The sequence below is a fragment of the Microbacterium sp. M1A1_1b genome (assembly GCF_053345565.1).
Window position 1 is genome coordinate 65601 of sequence record NZ_JBKFAJ010000005.1, and the last position, 24417, is coordinate 90017.

Annotated in this window: 17 protein-coding genes; 8 read left to right on the plus strand and 9 right to left on the minus strand. The window is 72.0% G+C overall.

What is annotated here, in order from left to right:
- Positions 1–3048: a UPF0182 family membrane protein gene (locus tag ACLBWP_RS12695; RefSeq protein ID WP_374202496.1), complete on the minus strand. Its 3048-nt coding sequence runs from the start codon at positions 3046–3048 to the stop codon at positions 1–3.
- Between the two features lie 195 nt (positions 3049–3243).
- On the minus strand, positions 3244–4353 hold the full coding sequence (locus ACLBWP_RS12700; protein WP_447655443.1) for a YlbL family protein: 1110 nt from the start codon (positions 4351–4353) through the stop codon (positions 3244–3246).
- 126 nt (positions 4354–4479) lie between these two features.
- On the opposite strand from ACLBWP_RS12700, the gene ACLBWP_RS12705 reads away from it, so the two are divergent.
- Together ACLBWP_RS12705 and ACLBWP_RS12710 are read left to right on the plus strand one after the other, a co-directional pair.
- Positions 4480–5877 (plus strand): zinc-dependent metalloprotease, encoded by a 1398-nt coding sequence (locus ACLBWP_RS12705; RefSeq protein ID WP_447655444.1) that lies wholly within the window; start codon positions 4480–4482, stop codon positions 5875–5877.
- A gap of 110 nt (positions 5878–5987) precedes the next feature.
- Positions 5988–6845 (plus strand): TOMM precursor leader peptide-binding protein, encoded by an 858-nt coding sequence (locus ACLBWP_RS12710; RefSeq protein ID WP_447655445.1) that lies wholly within the window; start codon positions 5988–5990, stop codon positions 6843–6845.
- Here ACLBWP_RS12710 and ACLBWP_RS12715 read toward each other — a convergent pair.
- Both ACLBWP_RS12715 and nudC read right to left on the minus strand, forming a co-directional pair.
- Positions 6736–8493 carry an ATP-dependent helicase gene (locus ACLBWP_RS12715; RefSeq protein WP_447655631.1) on the minus strand — a complete coding sequence of 586 codons (1758 nt, stop codon included), beginning with the start codon at positions 8491–8493 and terminating at the stop codon, positions 6736–6738. The genes ACLBWP_RS12710 and ACLBWP_RS12715 overlap by 110 nt on opposite strands.
- Positions 8494–8507: 14 nt before the next feature.
- The gene (nudC, locus tag ACLBWP_RS12720; protein ID WP_243561304.1) at positions 8508–9443 is read right to left on the minus strand and encodes an NAD(+) diphosphatase; all 936 of its coding nucleotides are present in this window, start codon (positions 9441–9443) and stop codon (positions 8508–8510) included.
- A gap of 131 nt (positions 9444–9574) precedes the next feature.
- On the opposite strand from nudC, the gene ACLBWP_RS12725 reads away from it, so the two are divergent.
- Complete coding sequence (locus ACLBWP_RS12725; RefSeq protein ID WP_243561305.1) at positions 9575–10573, plus strand: phosphotransferase; 999 nt, start codon at positions 9575–9577, stop codon at positions 10571–10573.
- 105 nt (positions 10574–10678) lie between these two features.
- On the opposite strand, the gene ACLBWP_RS12730 is transcribed toward ACLBWP_RS12725, so the two are convergent.
- Both ACLBWP_RS12730 and ACLBWP_RS12735 read right to left on the minus strand, forming a co-directional pair.
- Positions 10679–13927: an ATP-dependent DNA helicase gene (locus ACLBWP_RS12730; RefSeq protein WP_447655446.1), complete on the minus strand. Its 3249-nt coding sequence runs from the start codon at positions 13925–13927 to the stop codon at positions 10679–10681.
- Positions 13924–17079 (minus strand): PD-(D/E)XK nuclease family protein, encoded by a 3156-nt coding sequence (locus tag ACLBWP_RS12735; RefSeq protein WP_447655447.1) that lies wholly within the window; start codon positions 17077–17079, stop codon positions 13924–13926. The genes ACLBWP_RS12730 and ACLBWP_RS12735 overlap by 4 nt, the downstream gene beginning before the upstream one ends.
- A 102-nt stretch (positions 17080–17181) precedes the next feature.
- Here ACLBWP_RS12735 and ACLBWP_RS12740 point away from each other — a divergent pair, with 102 nt between their 5' ends.
- Complete coding sequence (locus ACLBWP_RS12740; protein WP_243561308.1) at positions 17182–17403, plus strand: DUF3107 domain-containing protein; 222 nt, start codon at positions 17182–17184, stop codon at positions 17401–17403.
- 7 nt (positions 17404–17410) lie between these two features.
- Positions 17411–17716, plus strand: coding sequence for a hypothetical protein (locus ACLBWP_RS12745; protein ID WP_243561309.1), 306 nt, complete (start codon positions 17411–17413; stop codon positions 17714–17716).
- A gap of 73 nt (positions 17717–17789) precedes the next feature.
- On the opposite strand, the gene ACLBWP_RS12750 is transcribed toward ACLBWP_RS12745, so the two are convergent.
- Entirely contained in the window at positions 17790–18506 is a 717-nt protein-coding gene (locus ACLBWP_RS12750) for a ferritin-like fold-containing protein (protein WP_243561310.1), read from the minus strand.
- Positions 18507–18589: 83 nt separating this feature from the next.
- On the opposite strand from ACLBWP_RS12750, the gene ACLBWP_RS12755 reads away from it, so the two are divergent.
- A complete protein-coding gene (locus tag ACLBWP_RS12755) occupies positions 18590–20062 on the plus strand; it encodes a DEAD/DEAH box helicase (RefSeq protein ID WP_243561311.1) in 1473 nt (490 codons plus the stop codon).
- Between the two features lie 185 nt (positions 20063–20247).
- Here the strand turns inward: ACLBWP_RS12755 and ACLBWP_RS12760 are convergent, their stop codons facing one another.
- The gene (locus ACLBWP_RS12760; protein WP_243561312.1) at positions 20248–21120 is read right to left on the minus strand and encodes a PHP domain-containing protein; all 873 of its coding nucleotides are present in this window, start codon (positions 21118–21120) and stop codon (positions 20248–20250) included.
- 68 nt (positions 21121–21188) lie between these two features.
- On the opposite strand from ACLBWP_RS12760, the gene ACLBWP_RS12765 reads away from it, so the two are divergent.
- Together ACLBWP_RS12765 and ACLBWP_RS12770 are read left to right on the plus strand one after the other, a co-directional pair.
- Entirely contained in the window at positions 21189–22673 is a 1485-nt protein-coding gene (locus tag ACLBWP_RS12765) for an aminopeptidase P family protein (RefSeq protein ID WP_447655448.1), read from the plus strand.
- A 9-nt stretch (positions 22674–22682) separates the two neighbouring features.
- Positions 22683–23174 carry a GNAT family N-acetyltransferase gene (locus ACLBWP_RS12770; protein WP_308221868.1) on the plus strand — a complete coding sequence of 164 codons (492 nt, stop codon included), beginning with the start codon at positions 22683–22685 and terminating at the stop codon, positions 23172–23174.
- A 144-nt stretch (positions 23175–23318) separates the two neighbouring features.
- Here ACLBWP_RS12770 and ACLBWP_RS12775 read toward each other — a convergent pair whose 3' ends face one another.
- Positions 23319–24359, minus strand: a complete 1041-nt coding sequence (locus ACLBWP_RS12775) for a general stress protein (RefSeq protein ID WP_447655449.1) — start codon at positions 24357–24359, stop codon at positions 23319–23321.
- Positions 24360–24417 lie beyond the last annotated feature (58 nt).

A 24417-nucleotide genomic window follows, 5' to 3' on the forward strand; every position in this document is an offset into this window, starting at 1 on the left:
TCAGTTGCCCGAACCGGTGCTGTCCTCGGCATCGACCGCGGCGTTGATCGCCTCTTGCAGCCGCTTGTCCGCCTCGGCCGCTGCGACCAGGTCGTTGTCGGCGTAGGCCTGCTGGCGGTCCTGCAGGGCAGCACTGGCGTCGGCCAGAGCCTGACGCAGTGCCGGGCTCTGCGTGCCGGAGCCAGTCGACCCCGAGCCCGTCGAACCCGAACCGGTGGAGCCGGAGTCGGTCGACCCGGAGCCACTCGAGCCCGAGTCCGAACCCGACGAGGACCCCGAGCCCGCGGCACCCGAGTCGCCGGCCGATGCACCCGAGTCGCCGCCGAACAGCTGGTTGAGCGCCTCGTCGAGGGTGTCCTCGAACGCGATCTTGTCGCCGAAGGCCACCAGGACCTTCTGCAGCAGGGGGTACGAGCCGCTCGACGTCGACTGGACGTAGACGGGCTGCACGTAGAGGAACCCACCGCCCACGGGCAGCGTCAGCAGGTTGCCCTGCTTCACCGTGCTGTTGCCGCGCTTCAGGATGTTCAGCTCCTGCGACACCGTGGTGTCCGAGTTGAACAGGTTCTGCACCTGGAGCGGGCCCGGGATGTTGTCCGTCTTCGGGATGGTCAACAGCGTGAGCTTGCCGTACCCGGACGAGCGTTTGCCCTTGCCGGCACCGCCGGCGTCCGAGTCCACGGCGAGGTACCCCGTCAGCACGTTCCGCGCGTTCGAGCCCGTCTGCTGCGGGATGTACGTCGTGTAGAGCGTGTACGCGGTCCCCTGCCCTGGGACCTTCATCGTCAGGTAGTACGGGTCCTGTTGGTCAGCCCGTGCCGCCGTCGTCTGGGTCCCCAGTGCGTTCGTCGTCGTGGTCGTGGTGGTGGACGCCGCGTCGCTGTCGTTCGAGCTCGCGGTGGGGTCGGACGGGGTGGTCCAGGCGTCGTCACCGGAGTAGAACGAGTTCGCGTTGGTGACGTGGTACGTGCCGAGGATCGACCGCTGCACCTTGAACAGGTCGGTCGGGTACCGGACGTGGTCCAGGAGTTCGGCGCTCATCTCGGAGACCGGCTTGATCGACGTCGGGAAGATCTTCTGCCACGTCTTCAGCATGGGGTCCTTGGTGTCCCAGCTGTAGAGCGTCACCTTGCCCGTGTAGGCGTCGACCGTGGCCTTCACCGAGTTGCGGATGTAGTTCACCTGGTCGGTGCGGAACGTCGAGTTCTCGGTGCCGTTGATGCTGTCCGACAGGCTCTGGCTCTGCGAGTACGGGTACGCGTCAGAGGTCGTGTAGCCGTCGACGATCCACTGCAGACGGTGGTCGACGATCGCCGGGTACGCGTCGCTGTCGAGCGTCAGGTACGGCGCGACCTTCTGCACACGGGTGAGCGGGTCGCGGTCGTACAGGATCTGCGAGTCCGGGTTCACCGCGTTCGACAGCAGGATCTGCTCGGACTGGAACTTGGCCGCGTAGACCAACCGGTTGAAGAAGTTGCCGATGCTCGGCCCGCCGTCGCCCTGGTAGGTCGTGGTCGCGTTGCCGCCGTTCGCCGCGTTCGAGCTGTCCGACCCCGACGGGTAGTCGAGCTCGACGTTCTTCGTGCCCTTCGGCGCGCCGACGATCGAGTACGGCGGTGAGGTCTCGCCGAAGTACACGCGCTGCTGGTAGTCGCCGAGCGCACCGGTCGAGGGGATGCCGGACTCGAGGAAGACGGGCTTGCCGTCGCTGGCACGCTGGTTGCCGTACGCCGCCGAGACGCCGTAGCCGTGCGTGTACACGAACGTGCGGTTGTACTGCGTGTTGGCCGCGCTGCTCAGTCCGTCGAGGTCGATGTCGCGCACCGCGATGACGGTGTCCTCGGTCTGGCCCTTGATGTCGTACCGGTCGACGTCGAGTTCCTTGGGGAACTGGTAGTACTGCCGCGACTGCTGCAGCTGGCTGAAGGTGTCGGAGACGATCTTCGGGTCGATCAGGCGGATGTTCGTGGTCGTCTGGGCGTCCTGCGCCAGAGCCCCGGAGGCGGTCTCGGTGGTGGCGTCGTAGTTCGACTCCTTGACCCCGGCGACGTCGTACGCGTCGCGGGTGGCGTCGATGTTGCGCTGGATGTACGCCGACTCGAACGACCGCTCGGACGGTGCGACCTGCAGGCGCTGCACGATCCACGGGTAGATGCCGCCGATGACGATGGCCGACACGAGCAGCAGCCCGGTGCCGACGATCGAGATGCGCCAGCGGCCGATCACCGCGGTCACGATGAACAGGATCGCGACGATCGCCGCGATGCCCGCCATGATCTCGCGACCCGGGATGGTCGCGTTCACCTCGGTGTACTGCGCACCCGTGATGAGCGAGTTGCTCTTGGTCAGGGCGGCGTACTGGTCGAGCCACAGGCTGACGGCCTGCAGGGCGATGTACACGGCGGCGGTCACGGCGAGCTGCACGCGCGCGGCACGGGAGATGCGGACCTCGCGCCCGCCGAACCGCATGGCGCCGTACAGGTAACTGGCGGCAACGGCGGCGAGCCCGGCGATGAGCACCACGGCCGACGCGTACGCCACGACCGAACGCCAGAACGGCAGTTCGAAGACGTAGAAGCCGATGTCGAGCCCGAACTGCGGGTCCGTCTTGCCGAACGGGGTCCGGTTGAAGTACTCGAGCACCATGCTCCAGCGCGGCGCCGTCGCGAGTCCCGCGAAGATGCCCAGGACGACCGGGATGCCGATCATCACGACGCGGCGGAGCGGCTCGATGACCTGCTGGTACCGATCGAGCTGCGAGCCGAGCTTGGCGTAGACCGGCCGCAACCGGAACGCCAGCAGGATGCTGACGTACACCGGGATCGCCATGCCGAGGAAGCCGGCGAGGAACATCGCCGATCCTGCGAACCACCTGGTCGTGAGGACCTGCTGGAACCCGAGCTGCGCGAACCACTGGTAGTCCGTGTACAGGCTGGCGAAGATGAAGAAGGCGATCACCAGTGCCGCGAGCACGATGATCGTGACCACGATGGGGACGCGCGGCGAACGCCGTCCCGCGGTGGACGTGGTGGACGAGGGTGTCGTCACGTGATGTGCTCCAGACGTGTCGGACCGGCCGGCCCGGCGCACCGGGCCGTCAGTCCCACGATCCTATGGGACGCGGCCGACAGCCAACCTGTACCCGAACTCAGGAACGTGCCCCGGGCCTCCAGGCCGGACGGGAGGCGCGCCAGACTCCGCCACGCGACGCGCGTCACGCGGTCCCCGCCGTGCAGGCGGTGGTCAGGAACCGCAGGTCGCCAGACCGGCCGTGCTCTTCCCGCTCGCGACCGTCTGCAGGTCGGTGACCGCCTGGTCCAGGGTCTTCACGGCGTAGACGTCGAGCCCGTCGGGGACGTGCCCGACGACCTCGTCGCAGTTGGACGCTGGTGCCAGGAACACGGTCGCACCGGCGGCCTTCGCCCCGTAGAGCTTCTGGCGGATGCCGCCGATCGGGCCGACCTGGCCGTCCGCGGTGATGGTGCCGGTGCCCGCGACGTGCTTGCCGCCGTTGAGCTCGCCCGGCGTGATCTCGTCGATGATCCCGAGCGCGAACATCATGCCCGCGGACGGCCCGCCGACGTCCTGCAGCTTGATGGACACGTCGAACGGGAAGTCGTACCGCTCGACCACCCCGACACCGAGCAGCGGCGTGCCGCTCTGTTCGCGGGGGGTCACCTGCACGTCGCGCGAGGTGCCGTCGCGGGTGATCGTCACCGTGGCGGGCGAGGTCGTGCCGTGCTTCGCGACCAGGTCACGCAACGTGGTGGCGTCGGCATCGGTGGTGAGCGAGGTGCCGTCGAACGCGGTGATGACGTCGCCCTTGCGGATCGTGCCCTGTGCGGCGGTCCCCTGGCCGACGGTGCCGACCTCGAGCTTCGTCGGGACGCGGATGCCCTGCTGGATCATCGCGGCGGCGACGGCCGACTGCTGCGAGTTCGTCATGTCCGCCGCGTCCTGCTGGTTCACCTGCTCGGTGGTCGTGCCGGGCGGGTAGATCGCCGACGCGGGGACCACCGCCTGCGACTTGGTGAACAGCGCCCGGATGACGCTCGTCCAGGCCGGCCGCTGCGTGGCGGTGCCCTCGACGCTGACGGTCAGCATGTCGAGCGCGCCCGAGGTCGGGTAGGTCTTGCGGCCGTCGATCTGGATCAGCTCGACCTGCTTCGCGTCCTTGCCCGTGCCCTGCTGCTGCGTGCCGATCGTGTTGAAGACCGGTCCGGGCAGCTCGATGACGTAGGGGCTCGGCAGGACGCTCGCCACGATCGCGAGCACGACGGCACCGACGACCAGGACCCACCCGACGGTGCGGGAGCGGGAGCGACGACGGGGCTCGGGGGCGAAGCGGGTCAACGGGGTCCTTCCGAGGAACGGGACCGGGCCGCGCGGCCCGGTTGTTCGCCCTCGGCGCAGCCGGATGGGCGTTCCCACGGGGCCGTCCCAGGTGCGGCCCCACGAGCGGGGATTAGCGTAGTCGGCATGCCTGATGAACCGCAGCCGGGGCCGGACGACGACTTCCAGGAGATGCTCCGCAAGCTCCTCGCCGGCGAGGGGCAGATCGACCCCTCGCAGCTGGCCGGTGCCGCCGGACTGCCCAACGACCCGGCCTTCGTCGCGAACCTGATGAGCCAGCTCCAGCAGGCCGCGCAGAACGGTGGCGACGGCATCGACTTCTCGGTGACCGCCGAGCGCGCCGTCGACATCGCCAAGGACGGCTCGCACGGGGTCGACCCGGCCACCAGCCAGGCCAGTGACCAGGCGTTCCAGGTGGCCGCGCTGTGGCTCGACGAGGTCACCACCGTCGCCGAGCTCACCGCGACCCCCAGCCTGTACACGCGCGAACAGTGGGCGAAGGCGACCGCCCCGGTGTGGACGCAGATCGCCGAGCCGGTGGCCGCCAGCATCGCGGACGCCCTGACCGAGGCGATCGACCAGCGCGCACCCGAAGAGCTCAAGGCCATGCTCGGCGACGTCTCCAAGGCGATGCGCGGCGTCGGCGGTGCGCTGTTCGCGATCCAGCTCGGCCAGGTCGTCGGGCAGCTCGCGAAGGAAGTGGTGTCCGGCGGCGACGTGGGCGTCCCGCTGCTCGACGAACAGGTCGCCGCACTGCTGCCGCAGAACGTGGCGGAGTTCGCCGAGGGCCTCGACGTCCCCGACGACGAGGTCCGCATCTACCTGGCGGTGCGCGAGCTCGCCCACGCCCGGCTGTTCCGGTCGGCGCGCTGGCTCCGGTTGCACATCATCTCCTCGATCACCGAGTACGCCCGCGGCATCCACATCCCGTTCGACCGGATCGAGGAACTGGCCGCCGACATCGACCCGACCGACCAGGAGCAGCTGCGTGACGCACTGGCGTCCGGCGCACTGATCCCGCCCCGCACTCCCGAGCAGGACGCTGCACTCGCCCGGCTCGAGACGATGCTCGCGCTGGTCGAGGGCTGGGTCGACACCGTCACGGCAGCGGCGACCGCCCGCCTGCCCCGCTCCGGTGCGATCGCCGAGACCGTGCGTCGCCGCCGTGCGGCCGGCGGCCCGGCCGAGTCCGCCTTCGCCACGCTGGTCGGTCTCGAACTCCGCCCGCGCCGACTGCGCGAGGCCGCGGCGATGTGGCAGCGCGTGACCGACGAGCTCGGTGCCGAGCAGCGCGACGGGCTGTGGGCCGCGTTCGACCTGGTCCCCGGCAGCGACGACATCGACGCGCCCGAGGCCCTGGTCGCCCGGCTGCGGAACCCGGGGCAGACCCCGGCCGACGACGAGTTCGACAAGGCGCTCGAGGACCTGCTCAACGACGCCACGGGGACGCGCCCGCACGAGGACGAGTCCGGTGGCATCGAGGGCGACGAGCCCGAGGCCGGCTCGGACAGCGCTCCGCGCTGATCGTCCCGGAGGCCCGCGGCGGTCCGTCCCCAGGGCGGCGGTCCCGCGAGTTCTCCACAGATCGCCCCGAGGCTCCCCCGGCCGCCGGTCGCCTCCGGCACGGTGGAGCCATGGGCATCCGCATCGATCCGACACTCGAGCTCGTCTGGCGCGACCCGTCCACGGTGCAGCTCGGCGTCGATCCGCCGCGGGCCGTGGTCACGGTCCCGACCACGGCCGAGGAACGCTTCCTGCTGGCGCTGCGGACCGAGACGGGCCGCGACGCCATGGCCGGTGTCGCCACGAGCGTCGGGTGTCGTCCCGAGGTCGCGGCGCGCGTGCTCGGCGCCGCGTCGCCCGCGGTGCTCGACATGCTCCCCGAACCGCTCACCCGGATCGAGGTCCACGGGTCCGGATCGGTGGCCGACGCCGTCGACGCGTACCTGACCGGCGAAGGCGTCACCGTGGTCCGCACCACCTCGCCACGCGGTGGTCCCGTCCGGCTGCCCGATCCGGAACCCCGCGCTGCCGTGCTCGTCGCCGACCACGTCGTCGATCCCGCGGTGCGCGCGACCTGGAGCCGCCGCGGGGTCCCGCACCTGCCCGTCGTCGTGAGCGACGGGCGGGTCCGGGTCGGGCCGTTCCTGGTCCCCGGTGCCGGGCCCTGCCTGCAGTGTCTCGAGTACGCCCACGTCGACGACGACCCCGCGTGGCCGGCCATCGCCGCGCAGGTCTGGGGGCGACCCGCCGCACCGCTCTCGCCCTACCGCACGGCCGCCGTCGCGGCGGCCGTCACCCGGCTCGTCGTCGAACGACTCCCCCGGACGACGACACCCGCGGGGGTCGACCAGCTCGTCTTCGAGCGGGACGACCTGTCCGTCACGCGTCGCCCGACGGCACCGCACCCGCGCTGCGCGTGTCGAGCGCTGCCAGGAACCGGCTCGGGCCCCGGGCACCACCGCGCATGGACCCCTGTCGTGACCACGTGATCGTCACGGTGCGCCGTGCACGGGTCAGTCCGACGTAGAACAGCCGTCGTTCCTCGTCGACCTCGTCATCGGTGGTGGCGTGCGAGATCGGCAGCAGTCCCTCGGACGCCCCGGTGATCACCACGTTCGGCCACTCCAGGCCCTTCGACGAGTGCAGCGTCGCCAGCGTCACGGCATCCAGGTCGGGCTCGTGGTGGGTCGCGGCGCGGTCGACCAGGTCCTGCGTGAACTCCTGCATCGTCGTGCCGGCGGGTGCGTCCTCGGCCAGGCCCATGATCGCCTGCAGGGCCTCCCACTGCTCGCGCACCGCTCCGGTGCCCTCGGGCGCAGTCGGGGTCCAACCACTGACCTGCAGCACGAGCCCGACGCGGCGGGTGAGTTCGTCGTCGGTCTGCCGGATCGCCTCGCCCCGCATGTGGTGCACCGCGAGCTTGACCTCGGGCCGGTCGAAGAACCGGGTCCCGCCCTGCACCCGGTACGGGATCCCGTTCCGACCGAGCGCGGCCTCGAGCGCCGCGGACTGCGCCCCGACCCGGAACAGCACGGCACAGTCGCCGTACGCCGCGCCCGCGCCGACCAGCTCGGTGATGTGCCGGGCGATGGTCTGCGCCTCGTCGCCGTCGTGCGCGCACGGCACCACGACGGGTTCCGGCCCGGGCTCGGTGGACTGCGCCGCCAGGTCGAGCGCACCCGGCTGTCCGCGCATCAGGGCGTTGGCGGCGTGCACGACCTGGGGTGTCGACCGGTAGTTCCGTTCAAGACGCAGCACGGACCCGCGGGGGAACTCCGACCCGAAGCCGAGCAGGTACCGGCTGGACGCCCCGGCGAACGAGTAGATGGTCTGGCTGGCGTCCCCGACGACGCACAGGTCCTGCCGGTCGCCGAGCCAGGCCCGCAACAGGTCGTGCTGGACGGGTGAGACGTCCTGGTACTCGTCGACGACGAAGAACCGGTACTGCTGCCGGACGTAGCTCGCCACGCGCGGCTCGGACTCGACCATGCCGAGCGTCGCGAGCAGCACGTCCTCGAAGTCGATCTGCCGGCGGTCGTCCTTCAGCCGCTCGTAGGCGCGCATCAGGTCGATGACCCGTGCCGGTGAGGTGTCCCGTGGCATCACCCGGTCGGCAGCAGCGGCCTCGTACTCGTCGAGGGTGAGTCGCTGCACCTTCCGCCACTCGACCTCGGCAGCCAGGTCGCGCAGCACGGGCTTGTCGACCCGCATGCCGACGGTGTCCGCCGCGTGCGCGATGATCCGCGCCTTGGACTCCACGATCCGGGGCGCGTGCCCGCCGACGGTGTCCGGCCAGAAGTAGCTGAGCTGACTCATCGCCGCGGCGTGGAACGTCCGGGCCTGCACCGCACCGGCTCCGAGCGCGCGGAGACGGCTGCGGAGCTCACCAGCCGCTCGCGTGGTGAACGTCAACGCCAGGACGTGTCCGGGCGAGTAGGTGCCCGTCGCGACCCCGTACGCGATGCGGTGCGTGATCGCCCGGGTCTTGCCGGTGCCGGCACCGGCCAGCACGGCGACCGGACCGAGCAGGGTCGTCGCGACGGTCCGCTGCTCGGCGTCGAGGGCGGCGAGCAGCGCCTCGGGCGACGGCGGCTGGGCCGGTGGCCGACCGGGGGGCGCCGGGGTCGACGGGGGCACCGGGGTCACCGGGGTCACGGCAGGTCCAGCGGGCCGCCGTACCACTCCTCGATGATCGCCCGCGCGATCGACGTCCGGCCCGGCAGCTGCAGCGTGTCACCGGCGCGGTCGCGGATGTCGTCGCGTGAGAACCACTGCACGTCGAGGATCTCGACACCGTCCGGGCGCACCGTCGACGGGTCGCCGTCCAGTGCACGGGCGCGGAACCCGACCATCAGCGATGCGGGGAACGGCCACGGCTGCGAGCCGAGGTACTCGGGCTCTTCGACGTGCACGCCGGACTCCTCGAACACCTCGCGGCGGACGGCGTCCTCGAGTGACTCCCCCGGCTCGACGAACCCGGCGAGCAGCGAGTAGCGGTCCTGGTCCCACGCGGCGTTCGAGCCGAGCAGGATCCGGTCGTCGCGGTCCACCACGCCGACGATCACGGCGGCGTCGGTGCGCGGGAACAGCTCGTGGCCCTGGTCGTCGCGGCGGACCCAACCGCCCGTCACGACCTCGGTGTCCGACCCCGTGCGCGGCGAGAACCCGTGCACCGCGTGCCAGTTCGCCATCGCGACGGCCTCGACCGCCAGGCCCTGGTCGCGTGCGGAGAGCTCGGTGCCGAACATGCGCAGGTTCTCCCACGCGGCGTCGTCCGGCTCGATCCGACGTGCGGTGTCGGCGTCGACCAGGGCGGCGGCGAAGCGGGTGCCGGCGGGCGCATCGGCAGCGTCGGCCAGCGAGCGACCGAGGTACACCAGCGGCGCGGACTCGGGCACGTCGTCCGCGGCCACGAACCGCAGGGTGCCGTCGGCGTTCCGCAGCATCGCGGCGCCGTGCACCGGCAGGAACCGGGTGGCGGCATCGTCGCGCAGGACACGCCCGACGTCGGGGGTGGTGCGGAACTCGGCGTCGCGGTCGAGTTCGTTGCGGGCGAGCGGGAGGCGAGCGGCGAACTCCACGGTCACGTGGGACTCCTCGGGTCGGTGTCGTGTCGGGACCGGGCCGGTGGGAGTGGCCACGGCTGGATGTGGCCACGGCCTGGTGCGCACGGTGTGGCGCGCACGGTCTGGGTCCTCGGCGGACCTACCCTGAGGACATGGCGGGATCCCAGTTCACTCTAGCGGCGTTGGCGACGACGGCCGTGCCCGGACTCGTCGTCACGGGCACGCGCACCCTCGGTTCGATCGCCGCGGGCGACTACGAGTCCGCCGTGGTCCGACACGCCGACGGCGTCCACTCGGCCATCCGGCGTCCGCGCAACCAGCGGGCGGAAGCACGGCAGTCGGCCGACCTGGTCGCGATCCGTGCGCTGAGCGCCGGGATCCGGTCGCGCCTCCCGTTCGCCGTCGCCGAGTACCGCGGTCAGGCGCCCATCGGCTCGACCCGTGCCATCGTCACCAGCTACGTGCCGGGGACGCACCCGACCCTGCGGACGCTCGGCGAGCGTCCGGAGCTCGCCACCAGCGTGGGCCGCGCACTGGCCGCGGTCCACCAGCTGCCCACCAGCTTCGTCACCGACGCCGGTCTGCCCTCGCTCACGCCGTTCGAGGTGCTGCGTTCCGCCGTGTCCGTCATGGACCGCGCGGTCGCGACCAAGCTCGTGCCCGCCGCATTGCAGGAGCGCTGGGAGGGTGCCGCACGCGACCAACAGCTCTGGCAGTTCACGCCGACCGTGGTGCACGGTTCCGTCGGCACCGAGGCGCTGCTCGTGCAGGGCGACGACGTCACCGGCGTCCTGGGCTGGGGCGAGCTCCGTCTGGGCGACCCGGCCAAGGACCTGGCCTGGGTGCTCGCCGGGCCGCGCGAGGCCTTCCCCACCGTCCTCAGCGCCTACGAGGCGAACGGCGGCGGCCGTGACCGGCAGCTCGCCCAGCGCGCTCGGGTGTACCACGAGCTCGAGACGGCGCAGTGGCTGCTGCACGGCGTGCAGGGCAAGAGCACCGAGGTCGTCGACGACGCCGTCGCGATGATGCACCGGCTGGTCGACGCGGTGCACGCGCCGTCGGCGGCGCCGCTGCAGTCGGTCTCGCCCGACACGATGGAGATCGGCGAGGTCGAGCAGCTGCTGTCGACGACCGAGCGCAAGCACGGCTGACGCCGGTCCGGTCGTCCGGCGTTCCGGTCGTCCGGTCGTCCGGTCGTCCGGTCGTCCCGACTGGAGGCCCGGTGCCGGTCCGCCACCTCCGTGCCACCCGGTGGGTCAGCCGACGGCCGCCGTCCAGGCCTGTTCGAGACCGGCACGGTCGAGCAGACTCGTGGGCCGCACCTCGAGGTCGTCGGCCACGAAGTAGAACACCGCGTCGACGTCCTGCACCGGGCGTCCGGTGAACTCGGCGTAGGCCACCCGGTAGAGCGCGAGCTGCAACTGGCGGCGTTCCAGGTCCCGGGCTCCGGTGGGTGCCTTGCCGGTCTTCCAGTCGACGACCTCGAGCCGGCCGTCGATCGCGTAGACGGCGTCGAGCTTGCACACGACGCTGTGCCCGAGGAACGGGATGTGGATCTCACGCTCGACCTCGACCGGCGTGAGCTCGGCCCAGCGTGACCGGGCGAACGTCGCCTGGAACTCGCTGAGCCGGCGGGCGTCGTCGTCGCTCACCGCGGCGTCCGGCGTGGCTGCCGGACCGTCGTCGACGTCGAGGTCGAGTTCGCCGTCCCACGCGTCGAGCGTCTCGAGCGATCCCCCGGACCGGCCGCGTTGCTCGACCCACTGGTGGAACAGCGTGCCGAGCCGGGTCGCGCGGTAGGGCCGCTCCGGCATGGGGCGACGGAGCCGTTCGGCGACCTTGTCCGGTTCGGTCAGGTAGTCCTTGAACCCGGACGCGGGCACGCGGTGCGGCACGACGACCCGGTGCTTCGCCGAACGGGCGGCCCGGCGTTCGGCCAGCAACAGGTCGATGTCGGCCGCGAACCGTCCGGCAGCACCCGGGTTGGCGTTGCGGACGCGCTCGGCGGCGGCCAGCACACGCGGGGCCCGCTCGCCGTACGGCACGTGCGGCCAGCTCTGGGTCGCGCCGGCGTCGCCGAGCGGGTTGGTCTCGTGCTCGGTCGTCTCGGGCACCCGCGCGCCGTCGACCACGCCGGCGTCGACCAGGTCTGCCAGGTAGCGACTCGGCTGCATCGGCTTCACGCCGCCGGCCCAGAACGACCCACTCACCAGCAGCTCGTGCCGCGACCGTGTCAGTGCGACGTAGGTCAGGCGGCGTTCCTCGTCCTCGTTGCGGGCCTTGACCTCGTCCTTGTACGCCTCGATCGCGAGCGTGACGTCCTTCTGGGAGTCGTGACCACGCCAGTCGAGCCGTGGCAGCTCGTCGGCGTCGCCGCGGAACTCGTACGGCAGGCGACCGAACCCGAGCCATCCCGTCGAGCCTTCCTGCGGCCGGGCGGGCAGCGCGCCCTCGACCATCCGGGGGACGGCGACCGCGTCCCACTCGAGCCCCTTCGACCCGTGGATCGTCAGCACCTGCACCGTGCCGGCCTCGGGTTCCTCGGAACGCGGACCCATGTCGTCGCGGCGGGCTGCTGCGTCGATCCACCCGAGGAAGGCGCCCAGGTCGGCCCGGTCGTCGGTGGACACGAAGCCCGCGAGCTCGTCGACGAAGGCGTCGAGGTACGCGGCGCTGCCCTGCTCGTGCGCGGCGACCTCGATGTCCAGGTGCATCTCCTGCACCACGAGCGTCACGAAGTCGACCAGGTCACCGGCTGCGCGGGCGCGGAGTGCGGCCAGCTGCTGCCCGAGGCGTCGCATCCGGTCGCGGCCCGCGGGCGTGATGCCCTCGAGCGCGCCGTGGTCGTCCGGCGCGACGGCGACGAAGTCGAGCGCATCGACGACGGACCCGTGCTCGCCGACCGCGACCGATGCCCGGAACGCCGCGGTGACTTCGTCGTCCAGGCGCTGCTGCGTGTGGTCCCGCTTGAACAACCACGACGCCAGGCCGTGCAGTGCGGCGATGTCCGCCGCGCCGACCCGCCACCGCGCGCCGGCGAGCAGCCGGATCAGGTCGTTGCCCGCGGCCGGGTCGTGCAGCACGCGCAGGCACGCCACCAGGTCGACGATCTCCGGGCGCTGCAGCAGCCCGCCAGTGCCGAGCACGTGGAACGGGACCCCGAGGTGTGTGAACGCCCCGGTGAACGCCGCCAGGTCCTTGCGGGCACGCAGCAGCAGCGCCATCGAGCCACTCGGGTTGCGCCGGCGGTGGTCGGCGAACCACGCGGCGACGGCGGCGGCTTCGTCGGGCAGGGTCTCGGTGAACACGGCGTCCACGACACCCGCGGCGGCGCCCGGTCGTGGGGTGAGCCGCTCGACGTCGACCTCGCTGGCTGCGGAGAGCGGCGCGACGACCGCGTTGGCGCCGGCGAGCACGTCGACCGGGTTGCGCCAGCTCGTCGACAGCGCGAACGTGCGCGGTGCGCGGTCGGGGTCGGCCCGTGTTCCGCCGCCGAAGTCGCGGGGGAAGCGGGCGAGGTTCGCGGCGCTGGCACCCCGGAACCCGTAGATCGACTGGTGCGGGTCCCCCACCGCCATGACGGGGTGTGCGCGGAACAGCCGGGCGAGGAACCGGGTCTGCACGACCGAGGTGTCCTGGTACTCGTCGAGCAGCACCACGCGGAACCGTGCCCGCAGCTCGTCGACCACACGCGGTGCCGCATCGGCCGCGGCGAGTGCCAGGGCGATCTGGTCCGAGAACTCGACGAAGCCGCGGTCGACCTTCTGCCGACGGAACTCCTCGACCAGGTCGGTGAGGGGTTCGAGCGCCCCGATCGCTGCCACCGCCTGGGTGATCGCGGCGTAGGGCCTGCCGCGGTTGCCGGGCAGTTCGAGCAGGCCGGAGAACTCGATCGCGAACCGCCGCAGCCGGGCCGGTTCGACCAGGTGCTCGGACGCGGCCCCGGCGAGCGCGACGACCGCGGCGGTGATGGTGTCGACGTTGCGGTCGAGTCCGGCCAGCCGGTCGTCGCGCGCGGCCACCACGACCCGTCGGGCGAGCTGCCAGGCGGACGGCTCGGTCAGCACCTGGGACTCCCCGTCGCGCCCGACGAGCAGGGCGTTCTCGCGGAAGACACTGTTGGCGAAGGCGTTGTAGGTCGACACGGTCGGCGCTTCGAAGGCGTCGCCGGGGGTGATCAGGCCGGCGTCCTCGAGTGCGCCGATCCGGTCGTTGATGCGGATCGAGAGCTCACCGGCGGCCTTGCGGGTGAAGGTCAGTCCGAGCACCTGGTCGGGGCGGACGGCTCCGTTGGCGAGCAACCAGACCACGCGCGACGCCATCGTCTCGGTCTTGCCGCTGCCCGCACCGGCGACGACCAGGGCCGGAGCGAGCGGTGACTCGATCACGGCGCGCTGCTGCTCGGTGGGACGGGGCCGGCCGAGGGCGTCGGCGATCGCGTCGGCACCGTACCGGGGTGGTGCGCCGGCGACGACGTCCGTCTGGGTCAGGAGCTCGTCGGTCACCAGGTCACCTCTCCCACGACGTGGATGCGGCACTCCACACCCGTACGCGCCTTCTCGCAGTGGTCGTCGACGTTCGCCACGAAGGTCCGTCCGGCCATGCCGCGGGCGACGGTGTGCAGGCGCTCGCGGTAGGCCTCACGCGCCCGGGCGTCGAACGCGTGCTGCGTGCGCTCGGAGTAGGCCTGCCCGCTCCGCGGGTTCTGGACGAAGACGAGCCGGGCGTCGGTCATGGGTGCGCCGGCGGGGACACCCTCGACCGCGCCGTCCTCGACCGCGAGCTGGTACGCGCCGAGCTGCGGGTGCTCGGGCATGTCGTTCTTCTCACTCGGCATCCAGCGCCCCGTCTTCAGGTCGACGACACTGACCCGGCCCTCGGGGTCGACCTCGATCCGGTCGATGCTGCCGCGGATGCGCGCCGGTCCGGTGACGAGCGCGAACGAGGTCTCGGCGCCGAGCAGCTGGCGACCGGCGCTGGCGAAGGTCCGCAGGTAGTCGCTCAGCCCCTCGATCATCCGGCGGGTGCGGGCGCGTTCGCGGTCGGCGATCCACGGTGACTCGAAGGTGAGTTCGCCCCACCGCGCTTCGACACTGGCCCACAGGGACTCGACGTCGATCGCGGTCGCGTGCTCCATCGCCTCGTGCACGATCGTGCCGATGCCCATCGCGGGGCTCGGCGCACCACCGCCGAAGGTCTGCACGAACCAGTGCACGGGGCACTCCTCGAAGGTGCCGATGCGCGACGGTGACACGGCCACGGTCGGCGGGGTCGGTTCACCGGTGACAGGGTCGTCGACCGGCGCGCCGTCGAGGTCGACCAGCGGGTCGTCCGTGGTGGGTTCGACCGTGCCGTACCAGTCGTCCGGCGAGGCCCCGGGCACCTCGGCCTGGGCCAGCCGTGCCAGCGCGGATGCGGCCTCGTGGTCACCGGTGGTCACCACCCGCCGACGGAGCGACCCGGCGAGTCCGCGCAGCGACAGGGGGTGCGCCGAGGGCTGCCGGTCGGGAGGCACCGGCACCAACCGGACGAAGGGCGACGGCGATTCGTCGTCGTTGGCGATCGTGCCGATGACCACCTGCGTCGTGGCGCGCGAGACGGCCCGGGCGAACAGCCGGAGTTCGTCGGCGACCACGGCGGCGCGGTCGTCGACCGGGACGTGGTCGATGCCCTGTGCCGCGCGGACCAGACCGTCCGGGTCCAGCAGGCTGCCGCGCACGCGGGTGTTCGGCCACACGCCGTCCTGCAGCCCGAGCACGACCACCACGTCGGTCTCGAGACCGATCGTCGCCGAGGGTGTGAGCACCCGGACACGCCCGGCAGTGCGGTCCGGGCCGATGCTGTCCTCGGGCAGGTCGGCGCCGAGCAGGTCGTCGACGAACACCCGTGCCGGAGCGTCGGGCGTGCGCTCGACGAAGCGCTTGGCCGCGGTGAACAGCCCGACCACGGCGTCGAGGTGCCGGTCGGCCTCGCCCGCGCCGACCCCACCGGCCGCGGACTGTCCGCCCCAGACTCCCGCCAGCCCGCTGCGTTCCCACAGCCCCCAGAGGATCTCCTCGATGCTGGCGCCGGACTCGGCATCCGTGCGTGCCTGCACCAGGCTGCGTGCCAGCCGGGTCGCACGCCGGGCGAAGGCGGCGTCGACCGTGGCCAGCCGTTCCGGGGCGCCGAGCGCGTCGACCAGCAGTTCGTCGGCCGTCCGGGTGCCGTCGCCGGCCAGTTCCTCGCGCCGCAGGGCGAGCCGCAGTCGGCGCATCGCCAGGGTGTCGAGCCCGCCGAGCGGCCCGGTGGCGAACGCGGTCGCGAGCGCGGCGTCGAGCGGCACCACGGCCAGCGCCACGGCCGCGGCGTCGATGAGTGCCCGTGCGGCGGAGTCGTCGCGGGGCCGGGTCGGGGCGGCTCCGGCGGTGGCGGGGACCTCGGCCACCGAGAGCGCACGGACCAGCTCGGGGATGGCCGCGCCGCTGCGGGTGACGACCACCATCCGGTGCCACGGGACCCCGTCGAGCAGGTGGTGTTCACGCAGCCGACGGGCCACGGCGACGACGAGTGCCGATCGGCTGCCCGCTTCGAGGTGCAGCACCGCGTCCGGGCGGCCGTCGGTGTCGACGGCGACCGCGGTGCGCTGCCGACCGGCAGCCGCGGCGCCGACACGTGCGATCACCGCGGACACGAGTGCGCGGATCGCCGCCGGGTGCCGGTGCACGGTACCGAGGACGATCTCCTGCACACGGTCCACCCCGAGCCGGACGCCGAGCCGCCCGAGCACGTCGGGTTCGGCGCCGCGGAACGCCGACGCCGCGATGTCCGGGTCGCCGAACGCCACGACCTGCGCGCCCGACCGGGCCAGGGCACCGAGCAGGGCGATCTCGCCCTCGACCAGCTCTTGCGTGTCGTCGACGACCACGAGCCGGAGTGCCGCGACCGACGGGGGGACCTGACCGCGCAGCACTGCAGCCGTGGCGAAGGCGACGAGCTCGGCGGCGTCGAGGCTGGTCGTGCGGAAGGCCGTGAGCGCGGCGCGGTACTCGTCCACCAGGTCGCCGACCGCCCGCCACTCGGGTCGGCCGTGGTCGTCGGCGAGTTCACGCATGTCGTCGGGTTCGACCCCGGCGGCGACGCTGCGCATCATGACGTCGCGCAGCGCGGTGCGGAACCCGGCGCGCTCACGGACGACCGCCGTGATGGGGTCGGGCCACGCGGGGCCGGCGCCGTCGGTCTCGTGGCCCGCGAGCAGGTCGGCGAGGATGCGGTCCTGCTCGCCGCCGGTCAGCAGCGTCGGTGCGGGCTGCCCCTGTTCGGCGGCCGCGTGGGCGACGATCTGGAACGCCAGCGAGTTCACCGTGCGGGCGAGCGCGCCCGGGGTCACGCGCGGTGCGGACACGGAGAGCTGGTCGCGCAGCGCCGTGGCAGCGGCGCGCGCCGACGTCAGCGCCAGGACGGACGCGTGTCCGTCGGGGCTGAGCGCATCGGCACGACGGAGCCGGGCAGCGACGAGCCGCGCGAGCGTCGACGTCTTGCCGGTCCCCGGTGCGCCGATCACCGCCGCGTGCACCCCGTCCGGCAGGTCGAGCACGGACTGTTGCGCCGGGTCGGCCCGCAGGGCTCGCGTCACGCCCGTCGGCGCGGGAGCGGGCGTCAGCGTGGTCTGTGGCACGTGGTCACCGTACCGAGCGCGGCCGACATCGCTCAGCGCCCCTCCGTGCGCCCGCGGCGAACGCCACACGACCCCGCGGACCCGCTCGGATATGGTGAGCACGTGGACATCAAGATCGGCATCATCAACAGCCCGCGCGAGCTCGCCTTCGAGACGAAGCAGACCGCCGACGAGATCGAGCAGGCCGTCTCCGAGGCACTCACCTCGCAGACCCACCTGTCCCTGCAGGACGAGAAGGGCCGCAAGTACGTCGTCGCGGCCGCCGCCCTGGCGTACGTCGAGTTCGGCGCCGAAGAAGCGCGTCGCATCGGCTTCGTCGCGTAACACCGCCGTGGAACTCCTGTTCGCCGTCCTCGGCGGCATCATCTGCGGGGCGGTCGCCCACGTGGTGCTGCCGTGGCGGTCGACCCGCGGGCAGCTGCTCGCGCCAGCGGTGGGCGGCGTGACCGCAGCCGTGCTGTGGGAAGCACTGACCTGGGCGGGCTGGCGGTACGACGGCACCTGGATCTGGGTCGTCGCCCTGGTCGGTGCCTTCGCCGTCCCGCTCGCGGTCGAGTGGTTGCTCGGCCGACGCCGCACGGCGCAGGACGAGGACTGGTTCGAGACCGTCAGGTCCCGCGGCGGTCGCCCGGCCTGACCGGGCAACCACGGCCTCCCGGTCGAGCGGTCGATCCGAGCGGTTGATCGATCGATCGATCGGGGACGGTCGCTCAGGCGGTCAGCCCGAGGGCGTCCATGCGCCGGGTGTGCGCCGCGATCAACTCGGTCCACACGGGTTCCAGCCGCGACTGGTCCTGACGGGCGTGCGACGCCAGCGCGGACCGCGCGACCAGCAGCGTGTCGCCGACCAGCCGCCGACCCCACATCGCCAGGCGCGACGACACCAGCGGCTCTTCTTCGATCCGGGCGCTGAGTTCCTCGACCACCGCGGCTTCTTCACGCGGGTCGAACACGGTCTTCAGTCGTTGCTGCACGTCGGCCGGCAGCGACCGCAGCAGGTTGGCGAACAGGTCGTTCAGGATGCCGGCAGTGACGTAGCCGGTCAGCATCGACTCGTACCAGTCGGCACCACTCGTGCGCTCGACGAAGCGGTCGATCGCCTCGCGGTGCGGCGCCATCAGGTCGGCCGGGTCGTCGCCCGTGCGCTCGATCTCGGCCACGATGGACCGGTGCCGTTCGAGTGCGGTCGTCGCGAGCACGCCCGTGACGAGCCGTCCGGACAGCGTCGGCGCCGAGGCTCCGGCACGCCCCATCGTCTCGTACAGGGACAGCTGCAGGTACGCGGCCTGCCCGAGGTACACGTCGAGTTCGGGACTGACGTCGTCGAGCTGCAGACGCTCCGTCTGGGCGGCGTTCTTCGGGTTCCGCGACGCGAGCCACTGGGCTGCGAGCTGCGCCGCGCGCTTCCGGTTCCACCACGACACCACGCCCCCAGCATAGGGCCGCGACGGGCACGGCCCCGCACCCCGGTAGACTGACCGGGACTCCCCGATAGGACAGGGTGACCTTCTTGACTTTCTCAGACCTCAACATCGAGCAGGACATCGTCGATGCGCTCGCCGGCAAGGGCATCATCGAGCCCTTCCCGATCCAGGAACAGACGATCCCGCTCGCACTCACCGGCCAGGACATCATCGGCCAGGCGAAGACCGGTACCGGCAAGACCTTCGGGTTCGGCCTGCCCCTCATCCAGCGGCTCGGCGCCGACCCCGCCCACGGCGTGAAGGCCCTCGTGGTCGTCCCGACCCGTGAACTCGCGGTCCAGGTGACCGAGGACCTCGAGGTCGCGACCTCGAACCGCCCGACCACGATCGTCTCGATCTACGGCGGCAAGGCGTACGAGGGCCAGATCGAGCAGCTCAAGGCGGGTGCGCAGATCGTCGTCGGCACCCCCGGACGCCTGATCGACCTGCAGCGCCAGCGCCTGCTCGACCTGTCGCACGTGCAGGAAGTCGTGCTCGACGAAGCCGACCGCATGCTCGACCTCGGGTTCCTGTCGGACATCGAGCGGATCTTCCAGGCCGTGCCCGACGTGCGGCACACGATGCTGTTCTCGGCCACGATGCCCGCGCCGATCGTCGCACTCGCCCGGCGCTTCATGACGCGTCCGGTCCACATCCGTGCGACGGACCCGGACGAAGGCCTCATGCAGGCCAACATCAAGCACCTGGTCTACCGCGCGCACTCGCTCGACAAGGACGAGGTCATCGCCCGCATCCTGCAGGCCGAGGGTCGCGGCAAGACCGTGGTCTTCACCCGCACCAAGCGCGCCGCGGCCAAGCTGGTCGAGGAGCTCAAGGACCGCGGGTTCAACGCCGCGGCGGTGCACGGTGACCTGAACCAAGAGCAGCGCGAGCGTGCGATGGCGGCGTTCAAGGCCGGCAAGCGCGACGTGCTGATCGCGACCGACGTCGCCGCCCGCGGCATCGACGTGGACGACGTCACGCACGTCATCAACCACACGATCCCGGACGACCCGGACACCTACCTGCACCGCGCCGGCCGCACCGGTCGTGCGGGCAAGACCGGCATCGCGGTCACGTTCGTCGACTGGGACGACATGCACAAGTGGACGCTGATCGACAAGGCGCTCGACTTCGGCATCCCCGAGCCCGTCGAGACCTACTCGTCCTCGCCGCACCTGTTCGAGGAGCTCGACATCCCCCAGGGCACCAAGGGCCGCCTGCCCGGGTCGTCGTCGCACGCCGCGTCGGCCGGCACCCCCGAGCGCGCGAGTTCGCGTCCCCCGCGGCAGCCGCGTGACGCAGGTGACGCACCGCGTCGTCGGACCCGCACCGGAGGCTCCGAGCAGCCCGCAGCGCCGGTTGCGGAATCCGCACCCCGGGTCGAGAGCGCCGGTGCCGAGAGCACGGACGCCGACGACTCGGCACCCAAGCGCCGTCGCCGTCGCCGCCGGCGCGGAGCCGGCACGGGGGGCGAGGCGACCGCCTCGGCACCGCAGCAGACGTCGGACGGCGAGTAGCGCCTCCAGGCAGTCGAACGAAGGCCCGTCGCTGACGCGACGGGCCTTCGTCGTCCCCGCCACGCCGTCCTCTCATCCGCGAAAGCGACAGAACCCGCCCGACATCCGGCGGCGAGCTGTCGCTTTCGCGAGAACGACGCACGCGCGGGGCCCGATCTGTCGCTTCCGCGACGACGACGCGGGCGTCAGGCCAGGCGGGAGCCCGGGCCGACGACGGGGGTCGCCCCGGTGGCCTGCGCGACGATCGTGTCGAACGAGCGTCGGGCCGTGCGGTGTTCGCCGAGCCGGTTCGGTTTGCCGGTGCCGTGGTAGTCGCTGGAACCCGTCACGAACAGGCCGTAGCGGTCCGCCCACTCCAGCAGGGTGCGCTTGCCGTGCGCCGTGTTCTCGCGGTGGTCGACCTCGAGCCCGCCGAGGCCCGCGTCGACGAGTTCGCGGAGTGCGGGTTCGTCGATGACGATGCCACGCGCGCTCGCAGCCGGGTGGGCGATCACGGGCACGCCACCCGCCGCACGGATGAGTTCGACACCCCGCAGTGGCGTCGGGGCCTCGTGCGGTTCGTAGTACCCCGAGGCCGGGTGCAAGATGCCGCGGAACGCCGCGCTGCGGTCGGACTCCAGCCCGAGGGCGACCAGCGCGTCGGCGATGTGCGGGCGTCCGATCGTCGCACCGGGGCTGGCCTGGGCCTGGACGTCGTCCCACGTGATCGGGTGGTCCGCGCCGATGCGGTCGACCATGCGCCGGGCCCGGGCCAGTCGTCCGTCGCGGATGCGCTCGGTCTCGGCGGTCAGGCCCGGGTCGTCGGGGTCGACCAGGTAGCCGAGCACGTGCACGCTCCGGTAGCCCACCCGCGTGCTCAGTTCGAGCCCGGGCACCAGGGTGATCGGGAGCTCGTGCGCCACGGCGATCGCATCCGACCACCCCGAGGTCGTGTCGTGGTCGGTCAGGGCCACGCCGTCGAGTCCGGCGGCGGCCGCTGCACGCACGAGCGCGACGGGCGGCTCGGTGCCGTCGGAGACACTCGAGTGCGTGTGCAGGTCGATGAACGGGTCGGGCACCGCCCAATCGTATCCATAGGTGTGGGACCACACAGGCCGCACGTCCGGTGCGGTGCGATGATGGGGGCATGGCCGACACGACTCCTCGCGCGACGAGCAACCGTTCCACCACCCCCGGCTCCTCGACCTTCAAGGACTTCATCGGGTCCCAGTGGGCCGAGCGTGACCGTCCGGTCCCCGCACTCCGCGAACAGGCACCGTTCGCTGCCGATCGCCGCGCGGCGATCTCGGCACGGCACACCGGTCGCACGCTGGTCGTCCCCGCAGGCACCGCCAAGGTCCGCTCGAACGACTGCGACTACCCGTTCCGACCGCACTCCGCGTTCGCGCACCTGACTGGCTGGGGCGCCGACACGGTCGTCGGCTCCGTCCTCGTCATGACCCCGAACGGCTCCGGGCACGACGCCACCCTGTACTTCCGTGCCACGGCCGGTCGTGACTCCGAGGAGTTCTACGCGAACCCCGAGATCGGCGAGTTCTGGGTGGGGCCGCGTCCCTCGCTCGACGAGGTGGCGGCTGACCTCGGCATGGCCACGGCCGACCTGGGCGAGCTCGACGCCGTGCTCGACGCCGTCGATGCCTCGGTGCTGGTCGTGCGCGACGCCGACAGCGACCTGACCCGGGCGCTCGACGGCCGTCTCGGGACGCCGGTCGGCGGTGTCAGCGAGACCGATGACGCCCCCGCGTCGGACGACGTCCTGGCACGGGACCTGTCCGAGCTGCGGCTCGTGAAGGACCCGTACGAGGTCAACGAGCTCCGCAAGGCCGTCGACGCCACCGGCAACGGCTTCGCCGACGTGATCGCCGACTTCGACGCGGTCCTGGCGCACCCCCGCGGTGAGCGCATCGTCGAGGGCACGTTCAACCGTCGCGCCCGCGCCGACGGCAACACGGTCGGCTACGACACCATCGCGGCGTCCGGTCACCACGCGTGCATCCTGCACTGGACCCGGAACGACGGCGCCGTCCAGCCGGGCGACCTGATCCTCATCGACGCCGGGGTCGAGGTCGACTCGTTCTACACGGCCGACATCACCCGCACGCTGCCGGTCAGCGGCACCTTCACCCCGGTGCAGCGGATGGTCTACGACGCCGTGCTCGAAGCCGCCGACGCCGCGTTCGCCATCGTCAAGCCGGGCATCACGTTCCGCCAGGTGCACGCCACCGCGATGCAGGTCATCGCCCGCAAGACGGCCGAGTGGGGCTTCCTGCCGGTCTCGGCGGACGAGTCCCTGCAGCCCGACAACCAGTTCCACCGCCGCTACATGGTGCACGGCACGAGCCACCACCTCGGGCTCGACGTGCACGACTGCGCCAAGGCCCGGCGTGAGCTCTACATCGACGGGGTCGTCGAGGCCGGCATGGTGTTCACGATCGAGCCCGGCCTGTACTTCCAGCAGGACGACCTGACCGTGCCCGAGGAGTTCCGCGGCATCGGCGTCCGCATCGAGGACGACATCCTGGTGACCGCCGACGGCGCCGAGAACCTGTCCGTCGGCATCCCCCGGACCCCCTCGGAAGTGGAGGGGTGGATCGCCCGCACCGGGCGCTAGCCTGAGCGGGTGAGCACACCCGACGCTTCCCCGCAGCACACCGACCCGCGGACCATCGTCATCGACGTCGAGCACTTCGACTCGCCGGATGCGATGCGCCTGCGTGCTGCCCAGCGGATCGAGATCGACAGCACGTACGGCGGGGACACCGAACCCGGTGACAAGCCCACGGCCGACTCGATCGCGGTGTTCTTCGTCGCGCGCGACCAGGACGGCACCCCGCTCGGCTGCGGCGGACTGCGTCTGGTCGAGGACGGCATCACCGAGATCAAGCGGATGTACGTCCGGCGCGAGTCCCGCGGTGCCGGGGTCGCGACCCAGATCCTGCGGCGGCTGGAAGAGGCAGCGCTCGACCTGGGCTCACCGGCGCTCGTGCTCGAGACCGGGCCGGCGCAGACCCGCGCGATCCGGTTCTACGAACGCGAGGGCTTCACCCGCATCGCGAACTTCGGCCCCTACGTCGGGGCTCCGCTGTCCGCCTGCTACTCCAAGGTGCTGTAGCGCGCGGTCGGCGTCGAGCACGTCACCGAACGGTCACGAATCGTCGCTGGGCGGTGCCTTCAGCGACGATCTGTGACCGTTCGGCGAACATGAGCGGAGTGTCGTGACCGCTCAGCGCGAGGCGCGAGGCGCGAGGCCCGCGGGTCAGCGCGACCCGTTCCGGTCGTCGGGACGCTGCTCGTCGGGACGCTGCTCGTCGCGCGTCCCCTCGGTCGACCCGGCAGCGTCGGAGGACGTCGGAGCCTGGGGCGTCGCACCGGAGACCCGCTCGCCGTAGCGCGGCGCCTCGTCCGGACGAGGCGCCGGCGGACCGGACTGCGTCGGCGGCTGGGGAGCGCGCTGTTCGGGTGCCGGCTGGCCCGGCTGCGCGACCTCGCCGTAGCGCGGTCCGGAGTTCGTGCCGTAGCGGGGCTGTCCACCGGCGGCAGACCCGGGGGCCGCAGCCGGCGTGCCGGGGTGGCCCTGGCCTCCGGGCTGACCCTGCTGACCGTACTGGCCCTGCTGGCCGTACTGACCGGGGGCTTGCTGACCGTACTGGCCCTGCTGCCCACCCGGGGCGTGCGGCGTCGCGTGGTCACCGTACGGCGAACCCTGCGTATTGCCGGACGGCCCCGGGCCCGGACGCCACGGCTGCTGCTGCGGCTGCTGGCCCTGGAACGGTGCCTGCTGCTGCCCCGGGTTCCAGGCGGCGTGCGGCGTCGCACCCGACTGCCCCAGGATGCGCTGGGCCTGTCCGACGAGCTGCGGGTCGACGATGATCTGGTAGTTCGTGGCGAGCACCTGGTGCACGCTCGTGAAGTCGCGCTGCCGCTTGGTGATGGCGAACGAGACGATGCCGTACAGCATGCCGAACGCCGCACCGATGATGGCGGCAGCGATGATCAGCCCGCCGGCGGTCGGCGAGAACAGCGTCAGGACGATGCCGAAGAAGATGCCGAGCCAAAGACCGGACAGCGCGCCGGCGATCGCGGCACGGCCGTACGTCATCTTGCCGGTGACACGCTCGACGGTCTTCAGGTCGTTGCCGACGATCGAGAGCTTGTTGACCGGGAAGTCGGACTCGGCGAGCTTGGCGACCACGGCCTGCGCGTCGGTGTAGCTGTCGAACGTGCCGAGGACGTCGCCGCGGGGCAGCGTCGGGAAGACCTGGGCCGTACGACCACGGAAGGGGCTCTGAGTGCTCACACAGTCATCATCCACCGTTCCCCTTGCAATCGTTCGAGAGCCGCCAGGGAACCGACCG

Coding starts and splice junctions, on each gene's coding strand:
- ACLBWP_RS12705 (WP_447655444.1), top strand. CDS start 4,480: ATGCCTGATGAACCGCAGCCGGGGCCGGACGACGACTTCCAGGAGATG.
- ACLBWP_RS12710 (WP_447655445.1), top strand. CDS start 5,988: ATGGGCATCCGCATCGATCCGACACTCGAGCTCGTCTGGCGCGACCCG.
- ACLBWP_RS12725 (WP_243561305.1), top strand. CDS start 9,575: ATGGCGGGATCCCAGTTCACTCTAGCGGCGTTGGCGACGACGGCCGTG.
- ACLBWP_RS12765 (WP_447655448.1), top strand. CDS start 21,189: ATGGCCGACACGACTCCTCGCGCGACGAGCAACCGTTCCACCACCCCC.